Below are 22,169 nucleotides of genomic sequence, written 5' to 3' on the forward strand. Positions count from 1 at the left end.
GCGCGCGGGGTGACTGCAAACGGAGGGGCCCGGATCCCCCTCAGGAGTGAGGGTGATCCGGGCCCCTGCGCGTGTCGCGTTGACTCGACTACTGGTTCTGGTTCTCACCGCGGTAGTACTCGAAGACCCAGCCGAACAGGCCGACCAGGATCAGCGGCAGCGAGAAGAACAGCAGCCACCAGCCGAGGGCCACGCCCAGGAAGGCGAGGGCGCCGCCGACGGCCAGCGAGAGCGGCTGCCAGCTGTGCGGGGAGAAGAACCCCACCTCGCCGGCCTCGTCCGCGACGTCGGCCTCCTTGTCGTCCTGGGCCATCGCGTCCACGCGCCGGGCCGTGAAGGCCAGGTAGTAGCCGATCATGATGCTCAGGCCGAAGGCCAGGAAGAGCGCCGTGGTGCCGGCCGGCTCCTTCGACCACACGCCATAGACGATCGCCATGACGAGGATGAAGGCCGCCAGCCAGATGAACATCTTGCCTTGGATCTTCACTTGCCGGCCTCCTTCTCGGCGATGGCGCTGCCACCGTGGCCGGCGTGGTCGAGCTGGTCCAGCGCGGCGATCTCCGGGTGGTGGAGGTCGAACGCCGGGGATTCGCTGCGGATGCGCGGCAGGGTGAGGAAGTTATGCCGCGGCGGCGGGCACGAGGTCGCCCATTCGAGCGAACGGCCGTAGCCCCACGGGTCGTCGACCTCGATCTTCTTGCCGTACTTGGCGGTCTTCCACACGTTGTAGAAGAACGGCAGGACCGACAGTCCGAGCAGGAACGAGCTGATCGTGGAGATGGTGTTCAGCGCGGTGAACCCGTCGGCGGCGAGGTAGTCCGCGTAGCGACGCGGCATGCCCTCGGCGCCCAGCCAGTGCTGCACCAGGAACGTGCCGTGGAAGCCGATGAACAGCGTCCAGAAGGTGATCTTGCCGAGCCGCTCGTCCAGCATCTTGCCCGTGAACTTCGGCCACCAGAAGTGGAAGCCGGCGAACATCGCGAAGACCACGGTGCCGAAGACGACGTAGTGGAAGTGCGCGACGACGAAGTACGAGTCGGAGACGTGGAAGTCCATCGGGGGCGAGGCCAGGATGACGCCGGTCAGACCACCGAAGGTGAAGGTGACCAGGAATCCGATCGTCCAGAGCATCGGCGTCTCGAAGGACAGCGAGCCCTTCCACATGGTGCCGATCCAGTTGAAGAACTTCACACCGGTCGGTACCGCGATAAGGAAGGTCATAAAGGAGAAGAACGGCAAGAGCACGCCGCCTGTGACGTACATGTGGTGAGCCCACACGGTCACGGACAGACCGGCGATCGCGATCGTCGCGCCGACCAGGCCGATGTAGCCGAACATCGGCTTGCGGCTGAAGACCGGGATGATCTCCGAGACGATGCCGAAGAACGGCAAGGCGATGATGTACACCTCTGGATGGCCGAAGAACCAGAAGAGGTGCTGCCACAGCAGCGCGCCGCCGTTGGCCGCGTCGAAGACATGGGCGCCGAACTTGCGGTCCGCCTCCAGCGCGAAGAGCGCGGCGGCCAGCACCGGGAAGGCGAGCAGGACCAGCACACCGGTCAGCAGCACGTTCCAGGTGAAGATCGGCATGCGGAACATCGTCATGCCGGGAGCGCGCATGCAGATGATCGTGGTGATGAAGTTGACCGAGCCGAGGATCGTGCCGAAGCCGGAGAAGGCCAGACCCATGATCCACATGTCGGCGCCGACGCCCGGCGAGCGGACGGCGTCCGACAGCGGGGAGTAGGCGAACCAGCCGAAGTCGGCCGCACCCTGCGGGGTGAGGAAGCCGGCCACCGCGATCAGCGAGCCGAAGAGGTACAGCCAGTACGCGAACATGTTCAGCCGCGGGAACGCCACGTCGGGCGCGCCGATCTGCAGCGGCATGATCCAGTTCGCGAATCCGGCGAACAGCGGCGTCGCGAACATCAGCAGCATGATCGTGCCGTGCATCGTGAACGCCTGGTTGAACTGCTCGTTCGACATGATCTGCGTGCCCGGACGGGCCAGCTCGGCGCGCATGAAGAGCGCCATCAGGCCGCCGATGCAGAAGAACGCGAACGACGTGACCAGATAGAGCGTGCCGATCGTCTTGTGGTCAGTGGTGGTCAGCCACTTGATGACGACGTTGCCCGGCTCCTTGCGCCGTACCGGCAGCTCGTTCTCGTACGAGTCGTCAGCTGCTGCGGCGGCACCCTGAGGTTCGTTGAGGATGCTCACAGTTGGTTCTTCTCCGCATTCCTGGCCGGGTCCGTCTGCTCAATGCCCGACGGGATGTAGCCGGTCTGCCCCTTCTCGGCCAGCTCCTTCAGATGCTGCTGGTAGCGCTCCGGAGAGACCACCTTGACGTTGAAGAGCATCCGGGAGTGGTCGACGCCGCAGAGTTCGGCGCACTTGCCCATGAAGGTGCCCTCCTGGGACGGCGTCACCTCGAAGACGTTGGTGTGACCGGGGATGACGTCCTGCTTGAACAGGAAGGGGACCACCCAGAAGGAGTGGATGACGTCGCGCGAGGTCAGGATGAACCGGACCTTCTCGCCCTTGGGCAGCCACAGGGTCGGGCCCGGGTTGCCGGTCTGGGGGTTGCGGTCGCCGGGGATGCCGGCGTCGTAGACGCCACCCGCGTTCGCCGGGAACGCATCGCGATACTTGTTCGGGATGGCCCCCAGTTCCGGGTTGGTCTTGGCATCGCCCTTGGAGCCGTCTACGTTCTCGACGTAGTTGAAGCCCCAGCTCCACTGGTAGCCGACCACGTTGATCGTGTGGGCCGGCTTGTCGGAGAGAGCGAGGAGCTTGGACTCATCACGTGCGGTGAAGTAGAAGAGCACCGAGACGATGATGAGCGGGACCACGGTGTACAGCGCCTCGATGGGCATGTTGTACCGGGTCTGCGGAGGTACCTCCACCTTGGTGCGGCTGCGCCGGTGGAAGACGATGCTCCACAGGATCAGACCCCACACCAGCACGCCCGTGACGAGCGCTGCCGCCCACGAGCCCTGCCAGAGGGAGAGGATCCGCGGCGCCTCTTCCGTTACCGGGGTGGGCATGCCAAGGCGGGGGAAGTCTTCCCAGTTGTACGAGCAACCGGAGGCCGTCGCCAGGATCAGGCCCGCAGTCAGCACCTGCGGCAGCTTCCGCCGCATCGGGCGCCGCGACGCGGGGGAACCGCCCGCGCCTTGGCTGCGGGGGAGGTCGGAGCCGTTGGGACTCACGTAGCGCCTTCCCGAGAGTCTCGGCCCGCGCGACCGGCTGCGGCCGCTGGTCGGTCGCCGGCCCTGACGCGGGCAGGGGTTTGGATGTTTATGCGGACCAAACCCTACTGGACGCTATTTGGGGTCGCGCGGGGAGGGTGCCCAACGCGCCGTCCGACACCCCGAAGGGGTGGACTGCCCTTGGCAACAGAGGGGAATCCCGGCCTCCGCAGGCCGTCTGACGGCCCCTTGACGGTTGGGGGTTAGCGTGGCGACGTGCCTTACTTCGACGCCGCCTCCTCCGCTCCCCTTCACCCGGTTGCCCGCCAGGCTCTGCAGGCCGCCCTGGACGAGGGCTGGGCCGACCCCGCCCGGCTCTACCGGGAGGGGCGGCGCGCCCGACTGCTGCTGGACGCGGCCCGGGAGGCCGCGGCGGACGCGGTGGGGTGCCGGCCGGACGAGCTTGTGTTCACTCCTTCGGGGACGCAGGCGATCCACGCGGGAATCTCCGGGGCGCTCGCGGGGCGTCGGCGTGTCGGACGCCACCTGGTCGTCTCCGCGGTGGAGCACTCGGCGGTCCTGCACGCGGCGCAGACGCACGGAGCGACCGCCGAGGGGACCGTCACCGAGGCGCCGGTGGACCGGACGGGGCGGGTGTCCCCGGACGTCTTCGCCTCCCTGCTGCGGGCGGACACCGCCCTCGCCTGCCTCCAGTCAGCCAACCACGAGGTGGGCACCGAGCAGCCGGTGGCCGAGGTCGCCGAGGCGTGCCGGGCGGCCGGGACGCCGCTGCTGGTGGACGCGGCGCAGTCGCTGGGCTGGGGGCCGGTGGAGGGGGCCTGGTCGCTCCTGGCGGCGAGCGCGCACAAGTGGGGCGGGCCGGCGGGGGTCGGGCTGCTCGCGGTGCGCAAGGGGGCGCGGTTCGCCCCGCAAGGCCCCGCCGACGAGCGGGAGTCGGGGCGGTCGCCCGGCTTCGAGAACATTCCGGCGATCGTCGCGGCGGCGGCCTCCCTGCGGGCGGTGCGGGCGGAGGCGGCCGACGAGGCGGCCCGGCTGAAGGCGCTGGTGGACCGGATCCGCACGCGCGTCCCCGAGCTGGTCCCGGACGTCGAGGTGGTCGGCGATCCGGTGCGCCGGCTCCCCCATCTCGTCACGTTCTCCTGTCTCTATGTCGATGGAGAGACGGTGCTGCACGAGCTGGACCGGGCGGGGTACTCCGTCTCCTCGGGGTCGTCGTGCACCAGCAGCACGCTCACCCCGAGCCATGTGCTGCGGGCGATGGGCGTGCTCAGCGAGGGCAATGTGCGGGTGTCGCTGCCGACGGGGACGACCGAGGAGGAGGTCGACGGGTTCCTTCAGGCGCTGCCGGGGGTCGTCTCGGCGGTACGGGAGCGCCTGGACGCGCCGTCTTCGGCGCGGCCGAGTCCCTCGCCGGCGGCGGACTCGCTCGTGGTGGACGCGCTCGGCAAGCGGTGCCCCATCCCGGTGATCGAACTCGCAAAGGTGATCGGAGACGTACCGATCGGCGGCACGGTGACGGTGCTCTCGGACGACGAGGCGGCCCGTCTGGACATCCCGGCATGGTGCGAGATGCGGGGACAGGAGTACGTGGGCGAGGAGAAGGCGGCGGAGGGGGTCGCGTACGTGGTGCGGAGGCTTTCGTAGGGGGGTGGGGTCTCGCGGGAGCGGGGTCTCGTCGGCGCGGGGTCTCCAGGGGGGTGGGGCGCTCGCGGGCGCGGGCTCTCCAGGGCGTGGGTCCTCCAGGGGGCGGGGCCCTCGAGCGGGCGGGATCTCCGGGCGCGTGCCCTCTAGGGCAGGCCTTCCAAGGCCGGGACCTCCAGCGGCCCGGGATCTCCTAGATCCCGGGCCCCAGGGCCAGGGCTCTCGCGGGCCCGGGGTCTCCAGGGCCAGGTCTCCAGGGCGCAGGCCCTTCGGGCGGGTCCTCCAGGGCCGGGCTCCCCAAAGCGCGGGCCCTCCAAGGGCCCGGGACCTCCAGCGGGCGGGCTCTTCCAGGACGCGGGCCCCAGGGCCAGGGCTCTCGCGGGCGCGGGCTCTCCAGGGGGTGGGGTCTCCAAGGCGTGGGATCTCCAGGCGCGGGCTCCTCTAGGGCAGGCCCTCCAAGGGCCCGGGACCTCCAGCCGGCGGGCTCTCGAGGGCCGGGGTCCTCCAGGGGGCGGGCTGTCTAGAGCGCGGGATCTCGCGAGTCCGGGGTCTCCAGGGGGCAGGCTCTCCTAGGGCGGGATCGCCAGGGGCGCGGGCCCTCCAAGGGCCAAGGCTCGCCACGGCCAGGGCCCCCAGCGGACGGGACCTCCAGGCCAGGGACCTCCCAGGCCCCGGGATCTCCCGGGCCAGGGCTCGCAAGGGCCCCACGCGCCGACGGGCGGGCCGAAAGATCGGGCCCGCCCGGCGGACGTGGGTCGTGCGCGGGGAACTAGACCAGGTGCTCGCGGACCTCCGCCGCCGCCTCGTGGCCGTACGCCTTTGTGAAGCGGTCCATGAAGTGCGCCCGGCGCAGGGTGTACTCCTGGGTGCCCAGCGTCTCGATCACCAGCGTCGCCAGCATGCAGCCGACCTGGGCCGCCCGCTCGAGGCCGATGCCCCAGGACAGGCCCGAGAGGAAGCCCGCGCGGAACGCGTCGCCGACGCCCGTCGGGTCGACCTTCGCCTCCTCCTCCGCGCAGCCGACCTCGATCGGGTCCTCGCCGACCCGCTCGATCCGCACCCCGCGCGAGCCCAGGGTGGTGACGCGGCAGCCGACCTTGCCGAGGATCTCCTCGTCGGACCAGCCGGTCTTGGACTCGATGAGCCCCTTCTCGTACTCGTTGGAGAACAGGTACGTCGCGCCCTCCAGGAGGGTGCGGATGTCGTCGCCGGACATCCGGGCGATCTGCTGCGAGAAGTCCGCGGCGAACGGGATGGAGCGGGTCCTGCACTCCTCGGTGTGCCGCAGCATCGCCTCAGGGTCGTCCGCGCCGATCAGCACCAGGTCGAGGCCGCCGACCCGGTCCGCCACCTTCTTGAGCTCGATCAGCCGGGCCTCGCTCATCGCGCCGGTGTAGAACGAGCCGATCTGGTTGTGGTCGCGGTCCGTGGTGCAGACGAAGCGGGCCGTGTGCAGGACCTCGGAGATCCGGACGGAGCCGGTGTCCACGCCGTGGCGGTCGAGCCAGGCGCGGTACTCGTCGAAGTCGGAGCCGGCCGCGCCGACCAGGATCGGCCCGGCGCCCAGCTGCCCCATGCCGAAGCAGATGTTCGCGGCGACACCGCCTCTGCGCACGTCGAGGTTGTCGACGAGGAAGGAGAGGGAGACCGTGTGCAGCTGGTCCGCGACCAGCTGGTCGGCGAAGCGGCCGGGGAAGGTCATGAGGTGGTCGGTGGCGATGGAGCCGGTGACAGCGATTCGCACGGAGGACACTCCTGTGGCGGGGTGGCGTTGACAGTTCACGCTACCGGGTCGCGCGCCCGCTCCTGAAGTGCGGAAACTACCCGATAGTAGGTCTTTTTCAGTGGACTCCCTGGTGCGTACGGTGCGGATATGACGAAGCACATCGCCCACGGCGAGCCGCGAGAGTCCGAGATCAGCCTGGCCCAGCTGCGCGGGGACTGCGCGCGGATGGCGCCCCACTGGGTCGTCCCGGCCGCCGACGCTCCCGTGCCCGTGCCACCGTCCCTCATCCATGGCGTCGTCGTGCCCGCCGCGTCCGCGCGTCTGGTCGACGCCATGTCCGAGTACGGCGACTGATCCGAGTACGGCGACTGAGGAGAGTCACCGGCGCACAAGGGCTCACCCGAGCTCGTGAAAGCTCACCGGCGCGAAGTGGGAACCGCGCGCTCCCCTGCTCCGTCCCACCCGTGCCCCCTGTAAAAGGGGTCACGAGACAAGGAGCGATGCGGTGAGCAGCACGGAGAACACGCACGACAGCACCCGCCGCCGGCGTTCCCCGCTCGCCGTCGCCTCTGTGGCGGCGGCGGTGCTGGTCGCCGGCGGCGGAGGCGCGTACTTCGCGACGTCCGCCTCCAGCGGCGAAGGACCCGGCGCGGACGCCAAGCGCGGCGCGAGCGACGACCGCAACCCGCCCCTGCTCGCTCTCGACGGACGCACGGAGAGCGGCCGGGGCAGCATCGCGCCGGGCGAGCCCGACCCGAACGGCGGCGGCGCCGTGTACGTGGCCAAGGGCGAGCTGCCCGAGGGGCCCGACGAGGCGTCCGTCCATCAGGCGAAGGGCGCGGTCACCGAGGCCGAGGTGGTCCGGCTGGCGAAGGCGCTCGGCATCGAGGGCACTCCGCGGCTGGTCGGCCCCGCCTGGAAGATCGGCGCGGACAAGGACGGCGCGGCCCCGCTGCTTCAGGTGAACAAGGAGGCCCCGGGCACCTGGACGTTCGCCCAGTTCGGCGCGGGCCCCAAGGGCGACGACTGTCTGAAGGGCAAGTCCTGCCCGAACGGCGGGGCTCAGCCGGGCGCCTCCGGCGGGACCGCGCCGCAGGGCGGGAGCGACGACGTCCCGCCCGTGAGCGAGGAGGCCGCGAAGAAGGCCGCCGCCCCCGTGCTCGAGGCGCTCGGCCAGGGCGACGCCAAGGTGAGCGCCCGTCAGGTGATGGGCGCGGTACGGGTGGTCAACGCCGAGCCGGTGGTCGGCGGGCTCCCGACGTACGGCTGGACGACCGGCGTCCAGGTCGGCGCGGACGGTCAGGTGGTCGGCGGCAGCGGCCAGTTGAAGAAGCCCGAGAAGACCCATGAGTACCCGGTGGTCTCCGCCGACGAGGCGCTGAAGCAGCTCAACAAGGCGAGCGAGGACAGCGGCCCGATCGGGATCGGCGGCTGCGCCACGTCGGTGCCCGCGGAGGGCGAGCAGAAGCCGGACGAGCAGAAGCCGGCGGCCCCCTGCGAGCCGAAGAGCGGCTCGGCCCAGCCGGAGCGGCTGACGGTCGGCAAGGCCGTCTTCGGACTGGCCGCGCAGTACGTGGACGGGCGCCAGGCGCTCGTGCCGTCGTGGCTGTTCGAAGTGGAGTCGAAGGACGGCGCCCAGCCGTTCACGATCACGCATCCGGCCGTCGACCCGAAGTTCCTGAAGGAGACGACTCCCCCGTCGAAGGACATCACGCCGACCGAGCCGCCCAAGGACCCGGCGGTCCCGGCCAACCTGAGCGTCACGTCGTACAGCGCGGACGGCAGGACGCTGAGCCTGACGTTCTGGGGCGGGGTGTGCAGCGGCTACAAGGCGACGGCGGACGAGAGCGGCGACCAGGTGAAGGTGACGATCACCGAGCAGAACCCGGATCCGGAGCGGGTCTGCATCGCCATCGCCAAGGAGCTGACGGAGAAGGTCACGCTGGACAAGCCGCTGGGCGACCGGAAGGTCGTGGACGCCCAGACGGGCAAGGCGGTGCCGCTGAAGCGGTAGCGCGACGGCGGTGGCGTACGCCGGCCTCGGCCGCGTACGCGACCGCGGTGGCCGCACGCTGCCTCGGCGAGGCGTTCAGCCGCGGCGGCGTACGACGAAGGCGGCGGTCCCGGGTGGGGGACCGCCGCCTTTCGGCTTGTCGGCGCGGCTGCCTCAGCTGAAGGAGTCGCCGCAGGCGCAGGAGCCCGTGGCATTGGGGTTGTCGATCGTGAAGCCCTGCTTCTCGATCGTGTCCACGAAGTCGATCGAGGCGCCGCCCAGATACGGAGCGCTCATGCGGTCGGTGACGACCTTGACGCCGTCGAAGTCCTTGACGACGTCTCCGTCGAGCGAGCGCTCGTCGAAGAACAGCTGGTAGCGCAGGCCGGAGCAGCCACCGGGCTGAACGGCGACGCGCAGCGCCAGGTCGTCCCGGCCTTCCTGGTCCAGCAGGGCCTTGACCTTGGCCGCGGCGGCGTCGGACAGGAGGATGCCGTCGCTCACGGTGGTGGTCTCGTCCGATACGGACATCTGCTTCTCTCCCGGGTTGTACGGAGACTGCTTGCCGACGGTTGCAACCGGCGTGGCCGCGGATTCATTCCGGGGCCGAGGGCATGTCGTTCCCCTTCATGCTCGCACACCGGCCGAGGAGGGGCGCCGGCCTGTGGACGGGGGGTGCGTCACATAGACGCTATGGCCATCGTCAAATAGACGAGAAGCAGTTATGATAGATAGCGTCAAATAGACGAGAAGACCCTCTGTCAGACGAAGAAAGGGTGCGTGTCGTGACCACCGCCCAAGCCCGCCCCGAGCTCGACGTCCAGCCGACGCCGCTCGCCCTGCTGCTGCTCGGCCGCGAAGCCGACCCGAGGAGCGAGCGCGGCGTGGAGTGCCCCGGGGACCTGCCGTCCCCCTCCGACCCGGACCTGGTGGAGCGCGCCCGCGCGGCCAAGGAGAAGCTCGGCGACAAGGTCTTCGTCCTCGGCCACCACTACCAGCGCGACGAGGTCATCCAGTTCGCGGACGTGACCGGGGACAGCTTCAAGCTGGCCAAGGACGCGGCGGCGAAGCCGGGGGCCGAGTACATCGTCTTCTGCGGCGTGCACTTCATGGCCGAGTCCGCGGACATCCTCACCTCCGACGACCAGAAGGTCGTGCTGCCCGACCTGGCGGCCGGCTGCTCGATGGCCGACATGGCCACGGCGGAGCAGGTGGCGGAGTGCTGGGACGTGCTGACCGACGCCGGCATAGCCGAGCAGGTCGTGCCCGTCTCGTACATGAACTCCTCCGCCGACATCAAGGCCTTCACCGGCAAGCACGGCGGCACGATCTGCACCTCCTCCAACGCCAAGCGCGCCCTGGACTGGGCCTTCGAGCAGGGCGAGAAGGTGCTCTTCCTGCCCGACCAGCACCTGGGGCGCAACACCGCGGTGCGGGACATGGGCATGTCGCTCGAGGACTGCGTGGTCTACAACCCGCACCGGCCGGGCGGCGGCCTGACCGTCGAGCAGCTGCGCGCGGCGAAGATGATCCTGTGGCGCGGGCACTGCTCGGTGCACGGCCGCTTCTCGCTGGACTCGGTCGAGGACGTACGGGCGCGGATCCCGGGCGTCAACGTCCTGGTGCACCCGGAGTGCAAGCACGAGGTCGTGGCGGCGGCGGACTACGTCGGCTCGACGGAGTACATCATCAAGACCCTGGAGGCGGCGCCGGCCGGCTCGAAGTGGGCGATCGGCACGGAGCTCAACCTGGTACGCCGGGTGGCGAACGCGCACCCCGACAAGGAGGTCGTCTTCCTCGACAAGACGGTCTGCTTCTGCTCCACGATGAACCGGATCGACCTGCCGCACCTGGTGTGGACGCTGGAGTCGCTGGCGGAGGGGAACCTCGTCAACCAGATCCAGGTCGACAAGGAGACCGAGAGCTTCGCGAAGCTGGCGCTCGAGCGGATGCTGGCGCTGCCGTAGCGGTAACCGTCAGCGGCTTAGTCAGCGGCCTATAGCGAGCCGCTAGCCATCAGTAAGGGGCGCCCGCCATAGCGGGCGCCCCTTACTGCTTTCAGCCGCGCGGCGGGCTCCAGGGAGCCGGCCCGCGATCCGGTCACTCCACCCTTGGACGGACCAGGCCGGACTCGTACGCCGTGACCACGAGCTGGGCGCGGTCCCGCGCTCCGAGCTTGCCCATCGCCCTGTTCACATGCGTCTTCACCGTCAGCGGGCTGACCTCCAGCCGCTCGGCGATCTCGTCGTTGGAGTGGCCGCCGGCGACCAGGACGAGGACCTCGCGCTCCCGGACGGTGAGCGCGGCGAGCCGCTCGGAGTACTCCCGGGACTCCTCCCCGTCCTCCGAGGCGCCGCCCTGGGCGAGGAACTGGGCGATCAGGCCCTTGGTCGCGACCGGCGAGAGCAGCGCGTCGCCCGCGGCGGCGATGCGGATGGCGCTGAGCAGCTCGTCCGGCTCCGCGCCCTTGCCGAGGAACCCGGACGCTCCGGCCCGCAGGGACTGCACGACGTACTCGTCCACCTCGAAGGTGGTGAGCATGACGACGTGCACATCGGCGAGTTCCGGGTCCGCGCTGATCAGGCGGGTGGCGGCGAGCCCGTCCGTGCCGGGCATGCGGATGTCCATCAGGACGACGTCGGGGCGGGCGGAGCGGGCCAGGGCGACCGCCTCGGCGCCGTCCGCGGCCTCTCCCACGACCTTCATGTCCGGCTCGGAGTCCACCAGGATCCGGAACGCGCTGCGCAGCAGCGCCTGGTCGTCGGCGAGCAACACCTTGATCGTCATCGATCCTCCCCCGTGCGTGCGTCGAGGGGCAGTATCGCCTGCACGCGGAAGCCGCCCCCGAAGCGGGGGCCGGTGGAGAGGGCGCCGCCGAGGGCGCTGACGCGCTCGCGCATGCCGAGCAGGCCGTGGCCGCCGCCGCTGTCGTGGGCGAGGTCGTCGGCCAGGGTGCGCGAGCCCTTCGGGCCGCTGTCGCCGTTCGCTCCGGCTTCGGCGGCGCGGCTGGCGGCGGCGGCCTTGCCCGTATCGCTGGCCCGAGTGCCGTCGCTGGCCCGGGAGGCGTCGGTTCGGGTGCCGTCGCCGGTCCGGCTCGACGCGACGGCCTTGCTCGACGCGCTGGCCTTGCCGGACGCGCCCGCCCGGGACGCGGCGTCGGTCCGGGCGGCCTCGCTGGTCCTGCCGTACGCGCCCGTGCCGTTGTCCAGCACCGTGACCTCCAGCGTCGTACCCACCCGCACCACGCTCACCTCGGCCTTCGCGTCCGCTCCCGCGTGCTTCTGCACATTGGTCAGCGCCTCTTGGATGATCCGGTACGCCGCGAGGTCCACGCCCGCGGGCAGCCGTACGCCGTCGTCGGCACGGGCCACCTCGACCGGCAGGCCCGCCTGGCGGAAGGTGGTGACCAGATCCCCGAGGACCTCGAGGCCGGGGGCCGGTTCCGTGGGGGCCTCCGGGTCGCCGGACTGGCGCAGGAGGCCCACGGTGGCCCGCAGCTCGTTGAGCGCGGAGCGGCTGGCCTCGCGGACGTGGGCGAGGGCCTCCTTGGCCTGGTCGGGCCGCTTGTCCATGACATGGGCGGCGACTCCGGCCTGGACGTTGACCAGGGCGATGTGGTGGGCGACGACGTCGTGGAGGTCGCGGGCGATGCGCAGCCGCTCCTCGGCGACCCGGCGGCGGGCCTCCTCCTCGCGGGTGCGCTCGGCGCGTTCGGCCCGCTCCCGGATGGCGTCGATGAATGCGCGCCGGCTGCGTACGGCGTCGCCGGCGGCGCCGGCCATGCCGGTCCAGGCGAAGATGCCGAGGTTCTCCTGGGTGTACCAGGGGGTCGAGCCGAAGATCATCGCCGCGCCGGTCAGCACGGCCATCGTCAGCAGGCCGACCCGCCAGGTGGTGGGCCGGTCCGTGCGGGAGGCGACCGTGTAGAGCGCGATCACCGCGCTCATCGCGACCGGCGCGGCCGGGTCGCCCACGACGAGCTCGACGGCCGAGACCACGCCGGTGAAGACGAGTACGCCCATGGGTCTGCGGCGACGGAACACGAGCGCCCCGGCGACCAGCGTCATGAGCAGGATGCTGCGCAGCTCGGGGGTGCGGCTGCCGAAGGTCGGGCCGTGCGGGCCGTTCGGGTCGGCGAAGGAGCCGGTGACCATGCAGGCGAGCGCGCCCAGGGCGAGGGCGCCGTCGAATGCCAGCGGATGCGCGCGGAGCCAGTGCTGGGTCCGGGCGAGCCCGGTGGCGAGTGAGGTCACGTCGAGCAACGGTACGGCGTGGTGGGGCGGGGAAGAACGCGGTGTTGCGGCTAACCTGCACCTCCGCCGCACCCCCTGGGGCTCCGCCCCAGACCCCGCGCCTCAAGCGCCGGCGGGGCTGAGTGTGGACACCGTGAGGCTCGAGCGCGCGCTGACCCCCCGTGCAGAGACTGTTGGAGTGCAGGGGGGAGTCAGCCAGGGATGAGTCCGTCGTCGCCGAGCAGTTCCCGTACGTCCTCGAGCGTCGCCTCCGGACTGGGAAGAATCAGCTCGGACGGCTCCAGCGACGCGTCCGGCAGGGGCTCGCCGAGGTCGCGGACGCGGTCCAGGAGAGCGTGCAGGGTCCGGCGGAAGCCCGGTCCGTCCCCGCTCTCCATCTCGGCCAGCAGCTCGTTGTCGAGCTTGTTGAGTTCAGCGAAGTGGCTGTCCGCCAGCTCCAGCTGACCCTCCCCCATGATCCGTACGATCATGACGAGTCCCTACTGCTTGTCACTGCTTGTCGAACTTCGGCGTGCTGCTCTGCTGCTGGGCTCCGTTCTGCTGGCCCGCGCCGCCTTCGATCGCCTGCTGCTGCGCGCTCGAGCCGCCCGCGAGCTCCGCCTTCATGCGCTGGAGCTCCAGCTCTACATCCGTACCACCGGAGATGCGGTCCAGCTCGGCGGCGATGTCGTCCTTCGCCATCCCGGACGGGTCGTCCAGGGCGCCGGACGCCAGCAGCTCGTCGATCGCGCCGGCTCGGGCCTGCAGCTGCGCGGTCTTGTCCTCGGCCCGCTGGATCGCCAGGCCGACGTCGCCCATCTCCTCGGAGATGCCGGAGAAGGCCTCGCCGATCCGGGTCTGCGCCTGGGCCGCGGTGTAGGTGGCCTTGATCGTCTCCTTCTTCGTGCGGAAGGCGTCGACCTTGGCCTGCAGACGCTGCGCCGCGAGGGTGAGCTTCTCCTCCTCGCCCTGCAGGGTGGTGTGCTGCGTCTCCAGGTCGCTGACCTGCTGCTGGAGCGCGGCACGGCGGGAGAGCGCCTCGCGCGCCAGGTCCTCGCGGCCGAGCGCCAGCGCCTTGCGGCCCTGGTCCTCGAGCTTGGCGGACTGCCCCTGCAGCTGGTTCAGCTGCAGCTCGAGACGCTTGCGGGAGGTCGCGACGTCGGCGACGCCGCGGCGCACCTTCTGAAGCAGCTCCAGCTGCTTCTGGTACGAGTAATCGAGGGTCTCGCGCGGATCCTCGGCCCGGTCAAGGGCCTTGTTTGCCTTCGCGCGGAAGATCATCCCCATACGCTTCATGACACCGCTCATGGGCTTCGCGCGCCCCCTTCTGACGGACTCAGCTTCAGCACTCCAACAGAACCCACAGTACGGGCCCTGCATCCATTACCGCACTGTTCGAGCGCGGATGCGCTCATCCCCAAGGACGACTGCCCGCGGCCCCGATCCGGCGCAAGGAGTAGGTGACGGTCGGGGAAACCGAGGGCGACGTCCGCTCTGTCCGGCTTGGGGCCGGCTTCTGTCCCCTGAAGACGCCCGCCGTTGCGGGATCGTTCCCGAGGGGGGTGGGGTCCGCACGTTCCACCCCGTACCCTTGGGCTTTGTGTTCCGTAGCCGTTCCAAGGAAGAGAAGGTCCCCACCGACAAGGTGACGCCGGACCTCTCCAAGCAGCCCCGCGACCCCGAGGCCCCCAAGGGCCGCCCCACGCCCAAGCGCAGTGAGGCACAGGGCCAGCGCCGCCGTGCCTCCTCCGGCGCGCCGGCCGACCGCAAGGAGGCGATGAAGCGCCAGCGGGAGGTCCGCCGGGCCGATCTGGCCCGTCAGCGCGAGGCTCTCGCCAGCGGCGACGAGCGCTATCTGCCTGCGCGCGACAAGGGGCCGGTCCGTCGCTTCGTCCGCGACTTCGTCGACTCGCGCTTCTGCATCGCCGAGTTCTTCCTGCCGCTGGCCGTGATCATCCTCGTGCTCAGCATGGTCCGGGTGAACAACCTCCAGAACATCGCGCTGCTGCTCTGGCTCGGCGTCATCGTCATGATCGTGATCGACTCGATCGGTCTGGCGATGCGCCTGAAGAAGCAGCTCCGCGAGCGCTTCCCGAACGAGCCCAAGCGCGGCGCGGTCGCCTACGGCCTGATGCGCACGCTCCAGATGCGCCGGCTGCGTCTGCCCAAGCCGCAGGTCAAGCGCGGAGAGCGGCCCTGAGCACGACCGTCTCCGGCTTCGGAGGCGCGTCTGCCACCTGGCTGGCCGGGCTCGGCGCCCTGCGCAACACGGTCCGCCAGGAACTGGTCGCCCGACAGATCGACGAGCAGATATCCGCCCGCTACCCCGTGGGGCAGCGGCTGCGGGTCCTCGACGTCGGCATGGGCCAGGGCACCCAGGCGCTGCGCCTGGCGCGGGCCGGGCACACCGTGACCGGTCTCGAGGCCGATCCGGCGATGCTCAAGGCCGCCCGCGAGTCGCTGGCGACCGAGCCCGCCGGGATCCGCGAGCGGGTGCGGCTGATCGAGGGGGACGGCCGGGAGACCGGCGTGCACTTCCTGCCGGGCAGCTTCGACGTGGTGCTCTGCCACGGGGTGCTGATGTACATCGAGGAGCCGGACGCGCTCCTCGCCGGCCTGGCCCGGGTGCTGGCGCCCGGCGGGCTGCTCTCCCTTCTCGTACGGAACGCGGACGCCCTGGCCATGCGGCCGGGGCTGGCCGGGGACTGGCCGGCCACGCTGGCGGCCTTCGACACGGACACGTACACCAACCGGCTCGGTCTTTCGGTGCGCGCGGACCGGCTGGAGGCGCTGACGGCGACGCTGGCGGGGATCGCCGCTCCGCTGCACGCCTGGTACGGGGTGCGGGTCTTCACCGACAACGTCCCGGGCGACGCCGAACTGCCGGCCGCCCAGGAGCTGGAGCAGCTGCTCGCGGCGGAGGACCGGGCGGGGCGGACGGATCCGTACCGCGCGGCGGCGGCGCTGCTGCATCTGTGCGGCGTACGCGGTTGATGCGCGTACGCGGCTGATGCGGCGTACGCGGCCGAGCTGTACGCGCCGCCGCACGTCGCCGCCGTACGTACCGGAACCCGCGCGAAACTGACCGGAAAACGATCAGGTGAACGAAGGGTTCCGGCGTCCTCACCTGTGTGACTGACGTGAGCACCGCGCCATCCGCGGAGAAGACCCCCAAGCTCCCCGCCGTCGAGACGTGGCGGGCTCTGTACCGGCACTTCCGGCCCCACCGCTGGGTCATCGCGCTCGGCGCCGTCTTCGCGCTCATCGGCACCCTCAGCGGGCTGGTCCAGCCCATCGCCGCGAAGGTGCTGGTCGACCGGCTCGGCACGGACGAGTCGATCACCGGGATCCTGGTGATGCTCGTACTGCTGGTCCTGGTCGGCACGGCGATCCAGTCGGTCGGCGCGTACATCCTGGAGCGCACCGCCGAGTCGGTCGTGCTCGCCGCCCGCCGCACGCTCATCGGGCGGCTGCTGCGGCTGCGGCTGCCGGAGGTGGAGCGGACCCAGCCCGGCGACCTGATGTCGCGGATCACCTCCGACACGACGCTGCTGCGCGCGGTCACCACGCAGTCGATCGTGTCCGCGGCGACGGGCGGGGTCGGCTTCCTCGCGACGATCGTGATGATGGGGCTGATGGACCCGGTCCTGCTGGGCGTGACGCTCGGCGTGATCGTGCTGATCGGCGGGTCCTTCGCCCTGGTGATGCCGAAGATCTCCCAGGCCACGCAGCGCGCCCAGGAGGCGGTCGGCGAGATCTCGACGGTGCTGGAGCGGGTCTTCGGCGCGTTCCGGACGGTCAAGGCGTCGGGCGCGGAGGAGCGCGAGACCGCGGTCGTCGAGAAGGCGGCGCAGGAGGCGTGGCGGCACGGCGTACGGTCCGCGAAGTGGCAGGCGGTCGCGTGGACTTCCACCGGTCTGGCGATCCAGGTGTCGTTCCTGGCGGTGCTGGGGATCGGCGGCGCACGGGTCTCGTCGGGGGCCATCTCGGTCTCGACGCTGGTCGCGTTCCTGCTCTACCTCTTCTACCTGATCGAGCCGATCTCGGAGCTGGTCGAGGCGGCGACGCAGTACCAGGTGGGCTCGGCGGCCATCGCACGGCTCGCGGAGGCGGAGAAGCTGGAGACGGAGCCGGAGGAGACGCACGCCGGTCGGGAGACGAAGGCCGGCGCGCGGGGGCCGGCCGCGGCGACGGGCCAGGGGCCCGCTTCGGTGGTCTTCGAGGATGTGGCCTTCCGGTACCGGGACGATCTTCCGTACGTCCATCACGGCGTCTCCTTCGAGGCGTCCGGGCCCGGGATGACCGCGTTCGTGGGGCCGTCGGGCGCCGGAAAGACGACGGTCTTCGGGCTGGTCGAGCGCTTCTACGAGGCGAGCGGCGGGCGGGTCCTGGTCGACGGCAAGGACGTGCGGGACTGGCCGCTGGCCGAGCTGCGCGCCTCGATCGGCTATGTGGAGCAGGACGCTCCGGTGCTGGCGGGGACGCTGCGCGAGAACCTGGTCTTCGCCGCTCCGCAGGCGGGCGAGGAGGACATCCGGGACGTGCTCGTGCGGACGAAGCTCGACGCCCTGGTCGACCGGCTGCCGGACGGGCTCGAGACGGTCGTCGGGCATCGCGGCTCCAAGCTCTCGGGCGGCGAGCGGCAGCGGGTGGCCATCGCGCGGGCGCTGCTGCGCCGGCCTCGGCTGCTCCTGCTGGACGAGGCGACCTCGCAGCTGGACGCGGTCAACGAGATGGCGCTGCGGGACGTGGTCGCGGAGGTGTCGCGCGAGGTGACCGTGCTGGTGGTGGCGCACCGGCTGTCGACGGTGACGCTGGCGGACCGGATCGTGGTGATGGACGGCGGGAAGGTGCGGGCGGTGGGCACGCACGGGGAGCTGGTGGCGTCGGATCCGCTGTACGGGGAGCTGGCGGCGACTCAGTTCCTGGCGTCGGCGCCCTCATTGGATGCCTCACCTTCACCGGCCTCCTGAACTGGGCGCTCTGGCGGCGCCGTGACCGCCGGTCGTCGCCGCTCGTCGCCCCCTGATTGGGGGCCTCTGGGAGGCCGGGCGGCGGGGCGGCGGAGACACTGCGGGCATGGACGCATTCCGTGCGTGTGCGCGTGCGCGTGCTCGATGTGCTGCTTGGGCGGTACGGGCTCGGGCTGCGCGGGCTGGGGCGGTGCGGGCTGGGGCGGTGCGGGCTCGGGCTGCGCGGGCTGGGGCTGTACGTGCTCGGGTCGTGCGTGCTCGGGCTGTACGTGCTCGGCGTGCCGCCGTCGCCGTCGCGGCCGGCTGTTTCGCGCTGGGCGCCCTCGTCGGGGGCTGTTCGCAGAGCACGGGCTCCAGCCGCGAGTCCTCGACGCAGGCGGCGGCGCGTCTGGTCGACAACGACCTCCAGACGGACTTCCAGACGGTGATCGGCAACGTACTGCCGTCGGTCGTCCAGATCGAGGCGGCGGACGCCGTGGGCTCGGGCATCGTCTACGACGCCAAGGGCCATGTGGTCACCAACGCGCATGTGGTCGGCGAGGAGAAGGGCCAGACCTACCGGGTCACGACGGCGACGGGCGAGCGGCCGCTGACGGCGAAGCTCGTCTTCGCCCTCCCCGAGCAGGACGTGGCCGTCATCAAGCTGGACAAGGCTCCGGCGGGGCTGCAGCCCGCGAAGTTCGGCGACTCCTCGAAGGTGGAGATCGGCCAAATCGTGCTGGCGATGGGCTCCCCGCTGGGGCTGTCCAGCAGCGTCACCCAGGGCATCGTCTCGGCGGTCGGCCGCACGGTGAGCGAGGGTCCGCAGGCCGAGGGACCGGGCACGACGATCGCCAACATGGTGCAGACGTCCGCGGCGATCAACCCCGGGAACAGCGGGGGCGCGCTGGTCAACCTGGACGGCGAGGTGATCGGGATCCCCACGCTGGCGGCGGACCCCGGGATGGGCGACGGCCCGGCGCCGGGGATCGGGTTCGCGGTCCCCGCGTCGACGGTGCAGGCGATCGCCGACCAGATCGTGCGGACCGGCAAGGTCGCGCACTCCGGGCGGGCGGGCCTGGGCGTCACGGGGCGCACGGTGCTCGACGACGACTACCAGCCGTCGGGGGTCGCGGTGGTCGAGGTCGAGGAGGGGGGCCCGGCGGACAAGGCGGGCCTGCGGGCCGGGGACATCCTCACGCGGCTGGACGAGGAGGAGATCACGACGATCGCGTCGCTGGCGGAGGCGCTGGGGGTTGAGAGGCCGGGGGCGAGGGTGGAGATGGGGTATTTGCGGGCGGGGGTGGCGAGGGCGGCGCAGGTGAGGGTGGGGGAGGTCTGAGGGGGTGGGGCGCGGATGCCTGCGGCGGGCTTTCCGGGGCTCGGCCCCCGGGGCCTCCGCGCCTCAATCGCCGGCGGGGCTTGATGTGCGGGCCCATGCCGGGGCTCCGCCCCGAACGCCGGGAGGGCTGGTCCGGCGGGGCTGAAATTGGCCGCCCGAGCGCCGACTGAGCCGGTCCGGCCTGAATTTGGCCACCCCGGACACCGACGGAGCCGGTCCCGCGAGGCTGAGAATGCCCGCCCGAGCCGGTCCGGCGCGGGTGAGAATGCCCGCCGCGCTGGGCGCGGCAGCCCCGCCGGCGCGTGGCCGGCGGGGCCGCCGTCGGTCTTTGTCAGCCGTTGGCGTGGAGGCTCATCGGGCCGTAGATCTTGGCGCCGTCCTCGGAGAGGGTCGCCTGGTCCGCGCCGCCCTCGAGGAGGTCCTTCCAGTACTCGCCGATCCAGGACTCCGCGTCCCCCTGCGTCGTGAACTCCTCAGGCTGCACCGAGGGCTGGACCTCCGTTCCGTCGGACTTCTCGAACCGCCACGTCCATGCCATGTCCGCCTCCCAGGTCCCACCAGCTGATCTGTTTGCTGCCCGCAGCGTAGCCGGGCGCGCACGGCGCGCGGCGACGCGGGAGGATCAGGAGCGTGGAACTCACTCTGCTCGGCACCGGCGCGCCCGCCGGACTCCCCCGGACCGACTGCCCGTGCGCCGTGTGCGCCGCCGCCCGCGGACCCCAAGCGCGGGCCGCGACCGCGCTGCTCGTGGACGGGGCGCTGCTGCTCGACCTCACTCCGGGCGCCGCGCTCGCGGCCGCGCGGGCCGGGCACTCGCTCGTCGGCGTACGGCAGGTACTGCTCACGCACCCGCACAACGGTCCCGCCGTCGATCTGCCCGCCGGGCTGCCGACGGCGGGGCGGGTTCCGGACGGGCGGGAGCTGACGCTGATCAGCGGGCACCGGGTGCGGGCCGTGCCGATGGACCACCCCGGCACCGGGTACGAGGTGACCTCCCTTGAGGGCGAGCGTCTCCTCTACCTCCCGCCCGCCGGCGCCCCCGCCGGGCTCGCCGAGGGGACGGCCCCGTACGACATGGTGGTCGCCGACGTCGTCGGCCGGCCCGACGCCGTGGCCCGGCTGCGCGCCGTCGGCGCGATCGGGCCCACGACCGACGTCGTCGCCGTCCACATCGACCACGACGTGCCCGGCGGCGCCGAGCTGGACCGCCGCCTCGCCGCAGGGGGCGCGCGGACCGTGCCGGACGGCACGACGCTGTACATCGGCGAGTACTCCGACGTCCCCGACGTGCCCCGCCGCACCCTGGTCACCGGCGGCGCGCGCTCGGGCAAGTCGCTGGAGGCCGAGCGGCGCCTGGAGTCCTTCCCCGAGGTGCTGTACGTCGCCACCGGCGGCGCCCGGGACGGCGACGCCGAGTGGGCCGCCCGGGTCTCCCTGCACCGCGAGCGCCGTCCGGGAAGCTGGCGTACCGCCGAGACCTGCGAGCTGGCGCCGCTGCTCGCCGAGGACGGCCCGCCGATGCTCGTCGACTGCCTCTCCCTCTGGCTCACCGACGCGATGGACCGGGTCGGCGCGTGGGACGACGACAAGTGGGCCGGCGACGGAGAGCGCGCGCTGCGCGAGCGGGTCGCCGAGCTCGTCGGGGCCGTGCGCGAGACCCGGCGCACGGTCGTCGCCGTGACCAACGAGGTCGGCGGCGGGGTCGTGCCCGCCACCGCCTCCGGCCGGCGCTTCCGCGACGAACTGGGCCGTCTGAACGCCGCCTTCGCCGCCGAGTGCGAGCAGGTCGTCGTGGTGATCGCGGGCCAGGCGCTCGTCCTGCGCGGCTGACGTCGACGCCGTGCCGGTACTGTTCGGCGAATGAGCAGGCTGAATCTCGATGACTTCTCCGATCTGATCGAGCGCCCCGACAGCGGCATGCGGCGTGACGCCGAGGAACGCCGGGAGCGGCTGATCGTTCCGCCCGGCTCTCTCGGCCGTCTCGACGAGTTGGGCGAGTGGCTCTCGGCCGCGCAGGCCCGGGTGCCGGTCAAGGCCGTCGACCAGCCGCGCGTCGTGCTGTTCGCCGGCGACCACGGGGTGGCCGAACTGGGCGTCTCCGGCCGGGAGTCCGGCTCCGCGCACCAGCTGGTGCGGGCCGTGCTGGACGGCGCGAGCCCGGTCGCCGTGCTCGCCCGCCGCATGGGCGTGCCGGTGCGGGTCGTCGACGCGGGGCTGGACTGCGACCCGGAGCTGCTGCCCGAGGACGTCGTACGGCGCCGGGTGCGGCGCGGCAGCGGCCGTATCGACGTCCAGGACGCCCTGACGGTCGAGGAGACCGAGGCGGCCGTGCGCCTCGGCATGGCCGTCGCCGACGAGGAGGCCGACTCGGGGACCGACCTGGTCGTCCTCGGCGATCTGAGCGTCGGCGGCACGACCTGCGCGGCGACCCTGATCGCCGCTCTGTGCGGCACGGACGCCTCGGTGGTGACCGGCCGCGGCGGCGCGGGCATCGACGATCTGGCCTGGATGCGCAAGTGCGCGGCGATCCGGGACGCGCTGCGCCGGGCCCGGCCGGTGCTCGGCGACCAGCTGGAGCTGCTGGCGGCGGTGGGCGGCGCGGACCTGGCGGCGATGACCGGGTTCCTGCTGCAGAGCGCGGTGCGGCGGATGCCGGTGATCCTCGACGGGGTCGTGTCGGCGGCGTGTGCGCTGGTGGGACAGCGTGCGGCGTTCCGCGCGCCGGACTGGTGGCTCGCGGGTCAGATCAGCGGCGAGCCGGCGCAGACGAAGGCGCTGGACCGCATGGCGCTCAACCCTCTGCTCGATCACGGCGTCACAGTGGGCGAAGGAACCGGGGCATTGCTCGCGCTCCCCCTCGTCCAGGCCTCGGCCGCACTGGCGGCTGAACTGCCGGAGCGCCCGGAGCGTACAGAGGACACGGAGCCGGTGGAGAGCGACACGGACTGAAGCGCCGGTGCGGCCGCCATTGACCAGGCGGCCGCACCGACGCCCGTTGTGATGCGCGATGCCCCATATCATCGCGTTTCATGGGAGAGGTCCGTTTTTCCACGGAAGAGACAAGCCGGGGA

Annotated in this window: 20 protein-coding genes; 10 read left to right on the plus strand and 10 right to left on the minus strand. The window is 71.7% G+C overall.

What is annotated here, in order from left to right; translation table 11 throughout:
- Positions 1-88 precede the first annotated feature (88 nt).
- The 3 genes from AB0M39_RS16710 to coxB are packed head-to-tail and all read right to left on the minus strand — an operon-like array spanning position 89 to position 3,143.
- Entirely contained in the window at positions 89-487 is a 399-nt protein-coding gene (locus AB0M39_RS16710) for a cytochrome c oxidase subunit 4 (protein ID WP_365364798.1), read from the minus strand.
- A complete protein-coding gene (ctaD, locus tag AB0M39_RS16715; protein WP_365364800.1) occupies positions 484-2,220 on the minus strand; it encodes a cytochrome c oxidase subunit I in 1,737 nt (578 codons plus the stop codon). The genes AB0M39_RS16710 and ctaD overlap by 4 nt, the downstream gene beginning before the upstream one ends.
- Positions 2,217-3,143, minus strand: coding sequence for a cytochrome c oxidase subunit II (gene coxB, locus AB0M39_RS16720; protein ID WP_365364842.1), 927 nt, complete (start codon positions 3,141-3,143; stop codon positions 2,217-2,219). The genes ctaD and coxB overlap by 4 nt, the downstream gene beginning before the upstream one ends.
- Before the next feature lie 324 nt (positions 3,144-3,467).
- Here coxB and AB0M39_RS16725 point away from each other — a divergent pair, with 324 nt between their 5' ends.
- Positions 3,468-4,856, plus strand: coding sequence for an aminotransferase class V-fold PLP-dependent enzyme (locus AB0M39_RS16725; protein ID WP_365364802.1), 1,389 nt, complete (start codon positions 3,468-3,470; stop codon positions 4,854-4,856).
- A gap of 766 nt (positions 4,857-5,622) precedes the next feature.
- Here the strand turns inward: AB0M39_RS16725 and AB0M39_RS16730 are convergent.
- Complete coding sequence (locus AB0M39_RS16730; RefSeq protein ID WP_365364804.1) at positions 5,623-6,597, minus strand: carbohydrate kinase family protein; 975 nt, start codon at positions 6,595-6,597, stop codon at positions 5,623-5,625.
- 129 nt (positions 6,598-6,726) lie between these two features.
- Here AB0M39_RS16730 and AB0M39_RS16735 point away from each other — a divergent pair, with 129 nt between their 5' ends.
- Positions 6,727-6,933, plus strand: a complete 207-nt coding sequence (locus AB0M39_RS16735; protein ID WP_365364806.1) for a hypothetical protein — start codon at positions 6,727-6,729, stop codon at positions 6,931-6,933.
- 151 nt (positions 6,934-7,084) lie between these two features.
- On the plus strand, positions 7,085-8,593 hold the full coding sequence (locus AB0M39_RS16740) for a hypothetical protein (RefSeq protein WP_365364808.1): 1,509 nt from the start codon (positions 7,085-7,087) through the stop codon (positions 8,591-8,593).
- Between the two features lie 153 nt (positions 8,594-8,746).
- On the opposite strand, the gene AB0M39_RS16745 is transcribed toward AB0M39_RS16740, so the two are convergent.
- Positions 8,747-9,103, minus strand: coding sequence for an iron-sulfur cluster assembly accessory protein (locus AB0M39_RS16745; RefSeq protein ID WP_005318559.1), 357 nt, complete (start codon positions 9,101-9,103; stop codon positions 8,747-8,749).
- 245 nt (positions 9,104-9,348) lie between these two features.
- Here AB0M39_RS16745 and nadA point away from each other — a divergent pair, with 245 nt between their 5' ends.
- Positions 9,349-10,539 (plus strand): quinolinate synthase NadA, encoded by a 1,191-nt coding sequence (gene nadA / locus AB0M39_RS16750; RefSeq protein ID WP_365364810.1) that lies wholly within the window; start codon positions 9,349-9,351, stop codon positions 10,537-10,539.
- A gap of 133 nt (positions 10,540-10,672) precedes the next feature.
- Here nadA and AB0M39_RS16755 read toward each other — a convergent pair whose 3' ends face one another.
- From AB0M39_RS16755 to AB0M39_RS16770, 4 genes are all read right to left on the minus strand, one after another.
- On the minus strand, positions 10,673-11,359 hold the full coding sequence (locus AB0M39_RS16755) for a response regulator transcription factor (RefSeq protein WP_365364812.1): 687 nt from the start codon (positions 11,357-11,359) through the stop codon (positions 10,673-10,675).
- Positions 11,356-12,825, minus strand: coding sequence for a histidine kinase (locus tag AB0M39_RS16760; protein WP_365364814.1), 1,470 nt, complete (start codon positions 12,823-12,825; stop codon positions 11,356-11,358). Before AB0M39_RS16760 ends, AB0M39_RS16755 begins: the two co-directional genes overlap by 4 nt.
- A gap of 191 nt (positions 12,826-13,016) precedes the next feature.
- Entirely contained in the window at positions 13,017-13,295 is a 279-nt protein-coding gene (locus tag AB0M39_RS16765; RefSeq protein ID WP_365364816.1) for a hypothetical protein, read from the minus strand.
- Between the two features lie 19 nt (positions 13,296-13,314).
- Complete coding sequence (locus AB0M39_RS16770) at positions 13,315-14,100, minus strand: PspA/IM30 family protein (RefSeq protein WP_365364818.1); 786 nt, start codon at positions 14,098-14,100, stop codon at positions 13,315-13,317.
- Positions 14,101-14,404: 304 nt separating this feature from the next.
- On the opposite strand from AB0M39_RS16770, the gene AB0M39_RS16775 reads away from it, so the two are divergent.
- The 4 genes from AB0M39_RS16775 to AB0M39_RS16790 all read left to right on the plus strand — a co-directional run bounded on the left by AB0M39_RS16775 (position 14,405) and on the right by AB0M39_RS16790 (position 19,098).
- Positions 14,405-15,004, plus strand: a complete 600-nt coding sequence (locus AB0M39_RS16775; protein ID WP_365364820.1) for a DUF3043 domain-containing protein — start codon at positions 14,405-14,407, stop codon at positions 15,002-15,004.
- Positions 15,005-15,045: 41 nt separating this feature from the next.
- The gene (locus tag AB0M39_RS16780; RefSeq protein ID WP_365364844.1) at positions 15,046-15,798 is read left to right on the plus strand and encodes a methyltransferase domain-containing protein; all 753 of its coding nucleotides are present in this window, start codon (positions 15,046-15,048) and stop codon (positions 15,796-15,798) included.
- A 146-nt stretch (positions 15,799-15,944) separates the two neighbouring features.
- Complete coding sequence (locus tag AB0M39_RS16785; RefSeq protein WP_365364822.1) at positions 15,945-17,777, plus strand: ABC transporter ATP-binding protein; 1,833 nt, start codon at positions 15,945-15,947, stop codon at positions 17,775-17,777.
- Between the two features lie 313 nt (positions 17,778-18,090).
- Complete coding sequence (locus AB0M39_RS16790) at positions 18,091-19,098, plus strand: trypsin-like peptidase domain-containing protein (RefSeq protein WP_365364846.1); 1,008 nt, start codon at positions 18,091-18,093, stop codon at positions 19,096-19,098.
- A gap of 331 nt (positions 19,099-19,429) precedes the next feature.
- Here the strand turns inward: AB0M39_RS16790 and AB0M39_RS16795 are convergent, their stop codons facing one another.
- A complete protein-coding gene (locus AB0M39_RS16795; RefSeq protein ID WP_365364824.1) occupies positions 19,430-19,636 on the minus strand; it encodes a hypothetical protein in 207 nt (68 codons plus the stop codon).
- 92 nt (positions 19,637-19,728) lie between these two features.
- Between AB0M39_RS16795 and AB0M39_RS16800 the strand changes: the two genes are divergently transcribed.
- Positions 19,729-20,928: a bifunctional adenosylcobinamide kinase/adenosylcobinamide-phosphate guanylyltransferase gene (locus AB0M39_RS16800; protein ID WP_365364826.1), complete on the plus strand. Its 1,200-nt coding sequence runs from the start codon at positions 19,729-19,731 to the stop codon at positions 20,926-20,928.
- 39 nt (positions 20,929-20,967) lie between these two features.
- Positions 20,968-22,047 (plus strand): nicotinate-nucleotide--dimethylbenzimidazole phosphoribosyltransferase, encoded by a 1,080-nt coding sequence (cobT, locus tag AB0M39_RS16805; protein WP_365364848.1) that lies wholly within the window; start codon positions 20,968-20,970, stop codon positions 22,045-22,047.
- Positions 22,048-22,169 lie beyond the last annotated feature (122 nt).

The organism is Streptomyces sp. NPDC051907, from assembly GCF_040681075.1.
Classification (GTDB): domain Bacteria; phylum Actinomycetota; class Actinomycetes; order Streptomycetales; family Streptomycetaceae; genus Streptomyces.